Annotated in this window: 14 protein-coding genes and 3 tRNA genes; 14 read left to right on the top strand and 3 right to left on the bottom strand. The window is 50.2% G+C overall.

The genetic code is table 11. From position 1 onward, the window contains the following. Positions 1–104 precede the first annotated feature (104 nt). The 7 genes from OGY09_RS06270 to sdiA all read left to right on the top strand — a co-directional run bounded on the left by OGY09_RS06270 (position 105) and on the right by sdiA (position 5819). Positions 105–824 (top strand): RNA polymerase sigma factor FliA, encoded by a 720-nt coding sequence (locus tag OGY09_RS06270; protein WP_003030465.1) that lies wholly within the window; start codon positions 105–107, stop codon positions 822–824. Between the two features lie 56 nt (positions 825–880). After that, positions 881–1432, top strand: a complete 552-nt coding sequence (fliZ, locus tag OGY09_RS06265) for a flagella biosynthesis regulatory protein FliZ (RefSeq protein WP_032943824.1) — start codon at positions 881–883, stop codon at positions 1430–1432. Positions 1433–1532: 100 nt separating this feature from the next. Next, positions 1533–2333, top strand: a complete 801-nt coding sequence (gene tcyJ, locus OGY09_RS06260; protein WP_003030469.1) for a cystine ABC transporter substrate-binding protein — start codon at positions 1533–1535, stop codon at positions 2331–2333. Positions 2334–2440: 107 nt separating this feature from the next. Continuing rightward, positions 2441–3427, top strand: a complete 987-nt coding sequence (gene dcyD / locus OGY09_RS06255) for a D-cysteine desulfhydrase (protein WP_032943823.1) — start codon at positions 2441–2443, stop codon at positions 3425–3427. Positions 3428–3448: 21 nt separating this feature from the next. After that, entirely contained in the window at positions 3449–4117 is a 669-nt protein-coding gene (tcyL, locus tag OGY09_RS06250; RefSeq protein WP_003030474.1) for a cystine ABC transporter permease, read from the top strand. Then, entirely contained in the window at positions 4114–4866 is a 753-nt protein-coding gene (tcyN, locus tag OGY09_RS06245; protein ID WP_003030477.1) for an L-cystine ABC transporter ATP-binding protein TcyN, read from the top strand. Before tcyL ends, tcyN begins: the two co-directional genes overlap by 4 nt. A gap of 230 nt (positions 4867–5096) precedes the next feature. Then, entirely contained in the window at positions 5097–5819 is a 723-nt protein-coding gene (gene sdiA / locus OGY09_RS06240) for a quorum-sensing transcriptional regulator SdiA (RefSeq protein ID WP_008785095.1), read from the top strand. 66 nt (positions 5820–5885) lie between these two features. Here sdiA and OGY09_RS06235 read toward each other — a convergent pair whose 3' ends face one another. Continuing rightward, entirely contained in the window at positions 5886–6110 is a 225-nt protein-coding gene (locus OGY09_RS06235; protein ID WP_003030482.1) for a DUF2594 family protein, read from the bottom strand. Positions 6111–6129: 19 nt separating this feature from the next. After that, complete coding sequence (locus tag OGY09_RS25370; RefSeq protein WP_418219448.1) at positions 6130–6273, bottom strand: hypothetical protein; 144 nt, start codon at positions 6271–6273, stop codon at positions 6130–6132. 296 nt (positions 6274–6569) lie between these two features. On the opposite strand from OGY09_RS25370, the gene uvrY reads away from it, so the two are divergent. The 6 genes from uvrY (at position 6570) to OGY09_RS06205 (ending at position 10110) form a co-directional block, all read left to right on the top strand. Continuing rightward, the gene (gene uvrY / locus OGY09_RS06230) at positions 6570–7226 is read left to right on the top strand and encodes a UvrY/SirA/GacA family response regulator transcription factor (protein WP_006684079.1); all 657 of its coding nucleotides are present in this window, start codon (positions 6570–6572) and stop codon (positions 7224–7226) included. Beyond that, on the top strand, positions 7223–9055 hold the full coding sequence (gene uvrC / locus OGY09_RS06225; RefSeq protein WP_003834021.1) for an excinuclease ABC subunit UvrC: 1833 nt from the start codon (positions 7223–7225) through the stop codon (positions 9053–9055). Before uvrY ends, uvrC begins: the two co-directional genes overlap by 4 nt. A gap of 55 nt (positions 9056–9110) precedes the next feature. Further along, the gene (gene pgsA, locus OGY09_RS06220) at positions 9111–9659 is read left to right on the top strand and encodes a CDP-diacylglycerol--glycerol-3-phosphate 3-phosphatidyltransferase (RefSeq protein WP_003030490.1); all 549 of its coding nucleotides are present in this window, start codon (positions 9111–9113) and stop codon (positions 9657–9659) included. 151 nt (positions 9660–9810) lie between these two features. Beyond that, a tRNA-Gly gene (locus tag OGY09_RS06215) sits at positions 9811–9886 on the top strand. A gap of 51 nt (positions 9887–9937) precedes the next feature. Continuing rightward, positions 9938–10011 (top strand) — tRNA-Cys (locus OGY09_RS06210). A gap of 12 nt (positions 10012–10023) precedes the next feature. After that, a tRNA-Leu gene (locus OGY09_RS06205) sits at positions 10024–10110 on the top strand. Positions 10111–10266: 156 nt separating this feature from the next. Here OGY09_RS06205 and OGY09_RS06200 read toward each other — a convergent pair. Beyond that, positions 10267–10611 (bottom strand): hypothetical protein, encoded by a 345-nt coding sequence (locus OGY09_RS06200; RefSeq protein ID WP_032943821.1) that lies wholly within the window; start codon positions 10609–10611, stop codon positions 10267–10269. 204 nt (positions 10612–10815) lie between these two features. On the opposite strand from OGY09_RS06200, the gene OGY09_RS06195 reads away from it, so the two are divergent. Then, positions 10816–11505 (top strand): LolA family protein, encoded by a 690-nt coding sequence (locus OGY09_RS06195; protein ID WP_032943820.1) that lies wholly within the window; start codon positions 10816–10818, stop codon positions 11503–11505. Positions 11506–11516 lie beyond the last annotated feature (11 nt).

Below are 11516 nucleotides of genomic sequence, written 5' to 3'. Positions count from 1 at the left end.
CATAAGTGAAATAACCCTTCTTTTATAGCCTTATTCCTCCGATAGAACCCCCTGCAGAAACGGATAATCATGCCGATAACTCATTTAACGCAGGGCTGTTTATCGTGAATTCACTGTATACCGCTGAAGGTGTAATGGATAAACACTCGCTGTGGCAGCGTTATGTACCGTTGGTGCGTCACGAAGCATTGCGCCTTCAGGTGCGTTTGCCGGCGAGCGTAGAACTGGATGACCTGCTACAAGCGGGCGGCATCGGGTTATTGAATGCCGTTGACCGATATGACGCTTTGCAAGGAACGGCATTTACCACTTACGCAGTGCAGCGTATTCGTGGAGCTATGCTGGACGAACTACGTAGCCGGGATTGGGTGCCGCGTAGCGTTCGGCGCAATGCTCGCGAAGTGGCACAGGCGATGGGACAACTGGAGCAGGAATTAGGGCGCAACGCAACGGAAACCGAAGTGGCGGCGCGTCTGGCTATTCCTGTGCAAGAGTATCGTCAGATGTTGCTCGATACCAATAACAGCCAACTTTTCTCTTATGACGAGTGGCGGGAAGAGCATGGCGATAGTATTGAGCTGGTGACGGAAGAACATCAGCAGGAAAACCCGTTACAACAACTACTTGAGGGTAACCTCCGCCAGCGCGTGATGGACGCGATCGAGGCGTTGCCGGAGCGCGAAAAGCTAGTGTTAACGCTGTACTACCAGGAAGAGCTGAATCTGAAAGAGATTGGCGCGGTACTGGAAGTCGGGGAATCACGGGTCAGCCAGTTGCACAGTCAGGCCATCAAACGTCTACGCACCAAGCTGGGTAAGCTATAGGGGTACATCATACCCCTGAACAATGCCGCATTACGAATTGACTACCAGGAGTTCTCATGACGGTGCAGCAATCAAAAAGACGGCCTCTAAGCCGCTACCTCAAAGATTTCAAACACAGCCAGACGCATTGCGCCCATTGCTTTAAGTTGCTCGACCGGATCACGCTGGTTCGTCGTGGGCAAATTGTGAATAAAATCGCCATCGCCCGTCTGGACACTTTGTTGGATGAAGTCGAGTGGGAGCAGGAGAAAAAAGAGTGGGTGGCACTGTGTCGTTTTTGCGGTGATTTGCATTGCAAAGAGCAGAGCGACTTTTTCGACATTATCGGTTTTAAACAGTTTTTATTTGAGCAGACCGAAATGAGTCACGGCACGGTACGTGAATACGTTGTCCGTCTGCGTCGCCTCGGGAATCACCTGACCGAACAAAATATCTCTCATGACCTGCTGCAGGAAGGGTTCCTCGACGAGAACCTTGCCCCGTGGCTGCCGGAAACCAGCACCAACAATTACCGCATCGCCTTACGTAAGTATGAGCAGTTCAAAGCCCATACCCATATGGGACATATGCAGAAATCCTCCTGGACAGCCAGTTCTGATATATATTAAAAACGAATAAGGTGTAACAGAGTCGTGTTTGTGGAACACAGTAAACGCTTTACACTGTAGTCATAAATGATAGTCACTAATGACAATATTCGGGGTAACTATGAAATTAGCACTTCTGGGACGTCAGGCTCTGATGGGTGTAATGGCTGTTGCACTTGTCGCCGGAATGAGCGTAAAGACTTATGCAGATGAAGGTCTGTTAAATAAAGTTAAAGAGCGCGGCACGCTGCTGGTGGGCCTGGAAGGGACCTATCCCCCGTTTAGTTTTCAGGGCGATGACGGCAAGCTGACCGGTTTCGAAGTGGAGTTCGCTGAGGAACTGGCCAAGCACCTTGGGGTGAAAGCTAACCTGAAGCCGACCAAGTGGGACGGTATGCTGGCCTCTCTTGATTCCAAGCGCATTGACGTGGTCATCAACCAGGTGACCATCTCTGACGAACGTAAGAAAAAATACGATTTCTCTACCCCGTATACGGTTTCTGGTATTCAGGCGCTGGTGAAGAAAGGTAATGAAGGCGTTATTAAGACCGCTGCCGATCTGAAAGGTAAAAAAGTCGGCGTTGGCCTGGGCACCAACTATGAAGAGTGGCTGCGCCAGAACGTGCAGGGCGTGGATATTCGTACCTATGATGATGACCCGACCAAATACCAGGACCTGCGCGTAGGCCGTATTGACGCCATTCTGGTTGACCGTCTGGCGGCGCTGGATCTGGTCAAGAAAACCAAGGATACGCTGGCTGTAACCGGTGAAGCATTCTCCCGCCAGGAGTCCGGCGTGGCGCTGCGCAAAGGCAATGAAGATCTGCTGAAAGCGGTTGATGCGGCCATTGCTGAAATGCAGAAAGACGGTACGCTGAAAGCTCTGTCTGAAAAATGGTTTGGAGCGGATGTGACGAAATAATCGGCATCCGATGAAAAAAGGCGCCTTTAACAGCGCCTTTTTTTATTTCATTGCGCCTGAGCGTGCATAATAAAAAGAACATCACAACAACGAATACCGGAGGCTGTATGCCGCTGCATAACTTAACGCGCTTTCCACGTCTGGAATTTATTGGCGCACCAACGCCGCTCGAATATCTTCCACGTTTCTCCGACTATCTCGGGCGCGATATTTTCATCAAACGCGATGACGTCACGCCGATGGCCATGGGTGGCAATAAGCTGCGTAAGCTGGAATTCCTGGCCGCAGACGCACTGCGTGAAGGCGCTGATACGCTGATAACCGCGGGTGCCATCCAGTCTAACCACGTTCGTCAGACGGCGGCGGTAGCGGCTAAGCTTGGTCTGCACTGCGTGGCGCTGTTGGAAAATCCGATTGGCACTACTGCGGAAAACTATCTCACCAATGGCAACCGTCTGCTGCTGGACCTGTTTAATACGCAAATCGAAATGTGCGATGCGCTGACAGACCCGAATGCGCAGCTTCAGGAACTGGCGACGCGCATTGAAGCACAGGGCTTCCGCCCGTATGTGATCCCCGTTGGCGGTTCTAACGCCCTGGGCGCATTGGGTTATGTGGAAAGCGCACTGGAAATTGCCCAGCAGTGTGAAGGGGCCGTTGCGCTTTCTTCTGTTGTGGTGGCATCGGGCAGCGCGGGAACGCACGCCGGGCTGGCCGTGGGCCTGGAACAACTGATGCCAGACGTCGAGCTGATCGGCGTGACCGTCTCGCGCAGCGTTGCCGATCAAAAGCCCAAAGTTGTAACGTTGCAGCAGGATATTGCCCGCGAACTGGAACTGACGGCCTCGGCGGATATCCTGTTATGGGATGATTATTTTGCGCCGGGCTACGGTACGCCAAACGAAGAGGGCATGGAGGCGGTAAAACTGCTGGCGCGACTGGAAGGCATTTTGTTGGATCCGGTGTATACCGGTAAGGCGATGGCGGGTTTGATTGACGGCATCAGCCAGAAGCGCTTTAAAGACGAAGGACCAATCCTCTTTATTCATACCGGTGGGGCACCTGCACTGTTTGCCTACCATCCTCACGTGTAACAACCAGGTCGAAAAACGCTAATGCATGAAAGTATCCAACTGGTAATTGATTCTCTGCCGTATCTGCTCAAAGGCGCGGTTTTTACGCTGCAACTGAGTATCGGCGGGATGTTTTTTGGCCTCGTGCTGGGGTTTATCCTGGCGCTGATGCGTTTGTCGCCGCTGTTGCCTGTGCGCTGGCTGGCGCGTTTTTATATCTCTATTTTTCGCGGAACACCGCTGATTGCCCAGCTGTTCATGATCTATTACGGTCTGCCACAGTTTGGTATTGAGCTTGATCCCATCCCGGCGGCGATGATTGGCTTGTCGCTGAATACGGCGGCCTACGCTGCGGAAACTCTGCGTGCGGCAATCTCTTCCATCGATAAAGGGCAGTGGGAGGCAGGTGCCAGTATTGGTATGACGCGCTGGCAGACCATGCGCCGGGCAATCCTGCCGCAGGCTGCGCGCGTTGCGTTGCCGCCGCTGAGCAACAGCTTTATCAGTCTGGTGAAAGATACCTCTTTGGCCGCCACTATTCAGGTACCGGAACTGTTCCGTCAGGCGCAGCTGATTACCTCGCGTACGCTGGAAGTCTTTACGATGTATCTGGCGGCCTCGTTGATTTACTGGGTGATGGCGACGGTACTTTCTGCACTGCAAAACTATTTTGAAGAACAACTGAACCGCCAGGAGAGAGAGCCGAAATGAGTGCTATCGAAGTCAGAAACCTGGTCAAAAAATTTCATGGGCAAACGGTGCTGCATGGGATCGATCTTGACGTCAAACCTGGTGAAGTAGTAGCGATTATTGGGCCGAGCGGATCGGGCAAAACCACGCTGCTGCGTAGCATTAATTTGTTGGAGCAACCGGAGGCGGGCACTATTAAAGTGGGTGAGATTACCATTGATACCGCGCGTTCGTTGACTCAGCAGAAAGGGCTGATTCGTCAGTTACGTCAGCACGTCGGTTTTGTGTTTCAGAACTTTAATTTGTTCCCGCATCGGACGGTGCTGGAAAACATTATTGAAGGGCCGGTGATAGTCAAAGGTGAACCAAAAGCTGAAGCGACAGCTCGTGCGCGTGAATTGCTGGCGAAAGTCGGGCTAGCAGGTAAAGAAACCAGCTATCCGCGGCGTTTATCGGGCGGACAGCAGCAGCGCGTAGCGATTGCCCGGGCACTGGCGATGCGACCTGAGGTTATTTTATTTGATGAACCTACCTCAGCGCTTGACCCTGAACTGGTTGGCGAGGTGCTGAATACCATTCGCCAGTTGGCGCAGGAAAAACGCACCATGGTAATTGTGACGCATGAAATGAGCTTCGCTCGCGATGTTGCCGATAGAGCGATATTTATGGATCAAGGACGGATAGTGGAGCAGGGACCAGCAAAATCCTTATTCACGCATCCGCAGCAGCCGCGTACCCGTCAGTTTCTTGAGAAGTTTTTGATGCAATAAATAGTGCATATAGCACTCGTCGGAATTGTTTCTGGCGAGTGCTGTTCGCATAACTATTTATAATTATTGCTTTATTATTAATGCTTGAATCTGTTACTTCCTTCCACTGCTGAGTAATACTCAAGTAATTCTTCATTTGTCCGATAATTTGCATATATAAAATACATTTATGTGTTAGCTTGTTTCATATGTTTGGATGATTATCAATCTCAGGGGCATTACCACTTAGTATGCAGGATCATGATTTCTTCACCTGGCGACGGAGCATGCTGTTACGCTTTCAGGAAATGGCGACGGCAGAGGATGTCTATACGGAATTACAACAACAGACGCAGCACTTAGAGTTCGATTTTTACGCGCTCTGTGTTCGTCATCCGGTACCTTTTACCCGACCTAAAACGTCTCTTCATACGACCTATCCCAAAGCATGGGTGGCGCATTATCAGTCCGAAAATTATTTCGCCATTGATCCGGTGCTGAAACCTGAAAACTTCAGTCAGGGGCATTTACCCTGGAACGATACTCTGTTTCGCGATGCGCAACCTTTGTGGGACGCCGCACGCAATCACGGTTTACGCAAAGGGATGACGCAATGCTTAATGTTGCCTAATCGGGCGTTGGGTTTTTTATCTGTATCGCGTGCAAGTATTCGTAACAGTCGCCTTGCGAGCGATGAAGTGGAGCTCAGGATGCAGCTTCTGGTGCGGGAAAGCCTGTCTGTACTGACGCGGCTGGAAGATGACATGGTTATGGCGCCAGAAATGCGCTTTAGCAAGCGGGAAAAGGAAATATTGAAATGGACGGCGGAGGGGAAGACCTCTTCAGAGATAGCCATCATTCTGTCTATTTCTGAAAATACCGTGAACTTCCACCAGAAGAATATGCAAAAGAAATTCAATGCACCAAACAAAACGCAGATAGCCTGCTATGCCGCGGCAACCGGGCTTATCTGAGTAAATTTTCGTTCTGAGTGTCAGACGCAAAACCGGCTGAGAGCATTGCTATCAGCCGGTTTCTTTTTACTGGCGGTAAGCTTGTTTAATTTGCTTAACCGTGTTGGAAAATACCGCCGCCTGTGATTGATCTTCAATCAGCGCGAGCTGTTTTTCCATTTTAAGAATCACGCGGCCTGCATCGGCTTGACCCATTGCCTGCAGCATCAGCGTTAACATGGCTTTCAGGCAGGTGACTTCGTTGGCCAGTTCCTGGTTATTCTCAGCAGTGGAAAAGTCAGGCGTACTCATTTATTTTCCTCGTTATGTTTCAATGAAAAAGTGCGATGTCAAATCTTAAGGCGGCGGAGTATACCATAAGCGAGGCTAAAAATATCTGTGGTTGTTTTTTGCGCGGACCAATGTTGTGGACATTAAAATAAACAACATGTTGCAGTGCATATATTTTCTCCACATGTTGTTTATTTCGAGTATTTTCCTCGTTAATTATTGTTACAACTTTGACTGCCTATTTTGCATTCAGCGGGGGAATATGAATTTTTTGTCACTATTCTGAAACAGCTATGCAGATATAACCGTGGCAGAAGGCTGTCAGGACTGAAAGTTTCCACTCGTCGTACAATCTAATTTCCAAAAACGAGAGCAAAATCGAAAGTCGGGCGTTTTTTACATTTCAAAGTTGAGATAAAACCCGTTAACATAGGGCCGATTAACTATCGGTAGCGTTATCCCTATTCTGGAGATATTCCTTTGATCAACGTTTTTCTTGTTGATGACCACGAACTGGTGCGCGCAGGGATACGACGCATTCTGGAAGATATAAAAGGCATAAAAGTTGTCGGCGAAGCGTGCTGCGGTGAAGATGCGGTAAAATGGTGCCGCTCAAATTCCGTTGACGTTGTGCTGATGGATATGAATATGCCCGGTATTGGCGGTCTGGAAGCAACCCGCAAAATTGCGCGTTCCACGGCAGACATTAAAGTGATCATGCTGACGGTACACACCGAAAACCCATTACCTGCAAAAGTTATGCAGGCAGGTGCCGCAGGGTATCTCAGCAAAGGCGCCGCCCCCCAGGAAGTAGTGAGTGCGATTCGTTCGGTTTATTCCGGGCAGCGTTATATTGCCTCCGATATCGCTCAGCAAATGGCGCTCAGCCAGATTGAGCCTGAGAAAACGGAAACCCCGTTTGCCAGTTTGTCTGAACGCGAGTTGCAGATTATGCTGATGATCACCAAAGGTCAGAAGGTCAATGAGATCTCAGAGCAACTGAATCTTAGTCCTAAAACGGTGAACAGCTATCGCTATCGAATGTTCAGTAAATTAAACATTCATGGCGATGTAGAGCTGACTCACCTGGCAATTCGCCATGGCCTGTGTAATGCGGAGACATTAACAAGCCAGTGACCGATCAGTTTGATGCCAAAGCGTTCCTGAAAACCGTGACCAGTCAGCCCGGTGTCTATCGTATGTATGATACCGCCGGGACGGTTATCTATGTCGGGAAAGCGAAAGACCTGAAAAAAAGGCTTTCCAGCTACTTCCGTAGTAATCTTGCGTCACGCAAGACCGAAGCGCTGGTCGCGCAAATCCAGCAGATTGATGTCACGGTAACGCACACTGAAACCGAAGCGTTATTGCTTGAGCACAACTACATCAAACTGTATCAGCCGCGCTATAACGTATTGCTGCGCGATGATAAATCCTACCCTTTTATATTCCTTAGCGGCGATACCCACCCGCGTCTGGCGATGCATCGCGGGGCAAAGCATGCCAAAGGCGAGTACTTTGGACCGTTCCCGAACGGTTATGCGGTGCGTGAAACGCTGGCGCTGTTGCAGAAAATATTCCCTATCCGCCAGTGCGAAAACAGCGTTTATCGCAACCGTTCTCGGCCTTGTCTGCAATATCAGATTGGCCGCTGTCTCGGTCCGTGTGTCGCGGGTCTGGTGAGTGAGGAAGAGTATGCGCAGCAGGTCGAGTATGTTCGTCTGTTCCTGTCCGGAAAAGACGATCAGGTATTAACGCAGCTGATCGCCCGCATGGAAAAGGCCAGCCAAAATCTCGAGTTTGAAGAGGCTGCGCGCATTCGTGACCAAATTCAGGCCGTACGCCGCGTGACAGAAAAACAGTTTGTCTCTAATACCGGAGACGATCTGGACGTCATTGGCGTGGCGTTTGACGCAGGTATGGCCTGTGTGCATGTTCTGTTTATTCGCCAGGGTAAAGTGCTGGGCAGCCGCAGCTATTTCCCGAAAGTACCCGGTGGCACGGAACTCGGTGAGGTCGTCGAAACCTTTGTCGGGCAGTTTTATCTGCAGGGGAGCCAGATGCGTACCTTACCCGGGGAGATCCTGCTCGATTTTAATCTTAGCGATAAAACCCTGCTGGCAGACTCTCTGTCTGAACTGGCCGGCAGGAAGATTAACGTGCAGACGAAACCGCGAGGAGATCGCGCACGTTATCTCAAGCTGGCGCGGACCAACGCGGCAGTGGCGCTCACCACAAAACTTTCTCAGCAGTCGACGATTACGCAACGTCTGACGGCGCTGGCATCGGTATTGAAGTTACCTGCGGTGAAGCGTATGGAATGCTTCGACATCAGCCATACGATGGGTGAACAGACGGTAGCTTCCTGCGTGGTCTTTGATGCCAATGGCCCGCTGCGCGCAGAATATCGCCGTTACAACATTACCGGCATTACGCCGGGTGATGATTATGCGGCGATGAATCAGGTTTTGCGTCGGCGTTATGGTAAGGCGATTGAAGAAAGTAAGATTCCGGACGTCATATTGATCGACGGCGGTAAAGGTCAGTTAGGGCAGGCGAAAGCCGTTTTTGCTGAGCTGGATGTTCCCTGGGACAAACAGCACCCACTCTTGCTGGGGGTGGCAAAAGGGGCCGATCGTAAAGCAGGCCTGGAAACGCTGTTCTTTGAGCCGGAAGGTGAGGGCTTTAGCCTGCCGCCGGATTCGCCTGCATTGCACGTTATCCAGCATATCCGCGATGAATCTCACGATCATGCGATTAGCGGGCATCGTAAAAAGCGGGCGAAAGTGAAAAGCACCAGCACGCTTGAGACCATCGAAGGTGTCGGGCCAAAGCGTCGCCAGATGTTGTTGAAATATATGGGAGGTTTGCAAGGTCTTCGTAACGCAAGTATCGAAGAAATTGCAAAAGTGCCGGGTATTTCGCAAGCTCTGGCAGAAAAGATCTTCTACTCGTTGAAACATTAGGCCCTCTGTAGCAACATAGGGGTAATTTCACTGACAACAGATAGTTATCCGTCATATGCAATTTAATATCCCTACGTTGCTCACGCTGTTTCGCGTCATCCTGATCCCATTCTTTGTATTGGCTTTTTACCTGCCATTCACCTGGGCTCCCTTTGTTTGTGCGCTGATCTTCTGTATCGCAGCGGTCACTGACTGGTTTGACGGTTTTCTGGCACGCCGCTGGAACCAAAGCACGCGTTTTGGCGCCTTCCTCGATCCGGTCGCTGATAAAGTGCTGGTGGCAATCGCGATGGTCCTGGTGACAGAGCATTACCACAGCTGGTGGGTGACGCTTCCTGCCGCAACAATGATTGCGCGTGAAATTATCATCTCTGCACTGCGTGAATGGATGGCCGAACTGGGTAAACGCAGCAGCGTAGCCGTATCCTGGATCGGTAAAGTGAAAACCACTTCGCAAATGGCCGCGCTGGCCTGGCTGCTGTGGCGTCCAAATATCTGGGTAGAGTATGCTGGGATCGCACTTTTCTTCGTCGCCGCGATACTGACTTTGTGGTCAATGTTCCAGTATTTGAGCGCTGCACGTGGAGATTTGCTTGATCAGTGATCGTTTCGACGCAAATTTCAGCAAACGATCGTCAGTGGTGAAAAATATCGTTGACTCATTGCGTCAGGTAAGTAGAATGCAACGCATCGAACGGCAGCACTGATTGCCAGACGATAACAAAATCAAGTGATTAACAAAGTTACTTGGTGATGCGGGAATAGCTCAGTTGGTAGAGCACGACCTTGCCAAGGTCGGGGTCGCGAGTTCGAGTCTCGTTTCCCGCTCCAAATTTAAGACATCGGCAATAGCGGATGTCGGCTGTAAAGCCAGAAGATTTCGGCGCGTTAGCAAAGCGGTTATGTAGCGGATTGCAAATCCGTCTAGTCCGGTTCGACTCCGGAACGCGCCTCCAATTTCTTCCCGAGCCCGGATGGTGGAATCGGTAGACACAAGGGATTTAAAATCCCTCGGCGTTCGCGCTGTGTGGGTTCAAGTCCCACTCCGGGTACCATGGGAAAGAACAGAATAATCAAAGCAATAAGCAGTGTCGTGAAACCACCTACGGGTGGTTTTTTTGTGCCTGTTTTTTACAAGCATAGATACCTTGCGTCAAGCAACCTGCCAGAAACGTAAACTGCCCTCTATATACTCACTATTGCTAATCAATCTATCGCCGAATCGGCGCGTTAAACATAAAGCCCCCTCGGGCAGGGTTGTTGATAAACCCATCGCGGGCGGGATTATAGTTGTGGTCCTGGAAACCATTCATCAGGATGGGATCGCCAAAGCCATCCTGTATCGCCAGCTGTCTGTGGATTCGGTTTCGTGCCCTGAACGTGAAAACAAAATCATCCGTCCCGCCAATGATGATCACGCCATTACCAGCTCGAAGTGCCTCGCTCAACTCTTGCTCTCTGACAGCCTGGTTTTGTAACGCGCTGGCTGTGGCAGACGATGACGCCAGCAGCAGTAATATGAGAACGGCGCATGAAAATACCGATGGCAGTTTCATGATTAATACCTATAAAAAGCATGGCTATTAAAGTATAGCTTTATGTTGTCATCTTAACTGAAAAGAAAACCAATAATTTAAACCTGCTATCCATACTGTGTTTAAAAGTCCGGAAGAGTAGTGCCGCGCAGTTAAGAACTATAATAAAAACAGCCAACAGATGATTACTTCTGTTGGCAGACAGTGCTGATTCAGGGGGCTGCTATGAACATTTCATCTTTTCCGATAGTTATGTTCGCAGCATTGCTTACCTTTAGTGGTGCAGCATATTCGGTGGAGGAAGGGGATATCTTTTCGCAGAATGCCAGGGCTACGGATCCTATCGCGTTTTCTCAACAGTCATTTAATAACCTGACGTCTTATCAGGTTATGATGCGCTCCTCGTCGCCATCCGATGAAAGCAAAATTATTCGCTATAGCTTTCAAAAGCCTGGGTATGTGCGGATGGATTTTACCCAACCGCATTCAGGTGCGGTGCTTATCTTTAATCCTGTCAGCGGTAAAGTGACGTTATGGCCATTTGGTGCGGGTACGTTGCCCATTTTGCACCTGTCACCTACTAATTCATTGATCCAGGATGAGCGCGGTCATCGGGTGGATCGCTCGGATATCGGCGTGTTGTTGGGCAATATTCGTCATCTGCAACGCGAAGGGACAACAACCACTGTTGGTAAGGAAAACCTTGCAGGACGGGCGACAATGCACGTATCTGTGGTTGGGCCTAGAACAATGGCGGTTGATGGAGTACATCGTTATGACGTCTGGCTGGATAATTATCATGGACTCCCTGCCAAAGTGATCAGCTATGCGCCAGATGGGCAGCGATTAGAAACCGTGCTTCTGGATGCTATGGTCATTAACATCCGTTTTCCCGCCAATTTCTTCTCGCCTTGAGGAGTCTGTAT

Source organism: Citrobacter sp. Cpo071 (genome assembly GCF_030332765.1).
Taxonomy (GTDB): domain Bacteria; phylum Pseudomonadota; class Gammaproteobacteria; order Enterobacterales; family Enterobacteriaceae; genus Citrobacter; species Citrobacter portucalensis.
Note: the sequence above shows the minus strand (reverse complement) of the source record. Positions and strands in the feature narration are given on the sequence as shown.

Coding starts and splice junctions, on each gene's coding strand:
- dcyD (WP_032943823.1), top strand. CDS start 2,441: ATGCCGCTGCATAACTTAACGCGCTTTCCACGTCTGGAATTTATTGGC.
- OGY09_RS06200 (WP_032943821.1), bottom strand. CDS start 10,611: ATGAAACTGCCATCGGTATTTTCATGCGCCGTTCTCATATTACTGCTG.
- sdiA (WP_008785095.1), top strand. CDS start 5,097: ATGCAGGATCATGATTTCTTCACCTGGCGACGGAGCATGCTGTTACGC.
- fliZ (WP_032943824.1), top strand. CDS start 881: ATGACGGTGCAGCAATCAAAAAGACGGCCTCTAAGCCGCTACCTCAAA.
- tcyL (WP_003030474.1), top strand. CDS start 3,449: ATGCATGAAAGTATCCAACTGGTAATTGATTCTCTGCCGTATCTGCTC.
- tcyJ (WP_003030469.1), top strand. CDS start 1,533: ATGAAATTAGCACTTCTGGGACGTCAGGCTCTGATGGGTGTAATGGCT.
- pgsA (WP_003030490.1), top strand. CDS start 9,111: ATGCAATTTAATATCCCTACGTTGCTCACGCTGTTTCGCGTCATCCTG.
- OGY09_RS06235 (WP_003030482.1), bottom strand. CDS start 6,110: ATGAGTACGCCTGACTTTTCCACTGCTGAGAATAACCAGGAACTGGCC.
- tcyN (WP_003030477.1), top strand. CDS start 4,114: ATGAGTGCTATCGAAGTCAGAAACCTGGTCAAAAAATTTCATGGGCAA.
- OGY09_RS06195 (WP_032943820.1), top strand. CDS start 10,816: ATGAACATTTCATCTTTTCCGATAGTTATGTTCGCAGCATTGCTTACC.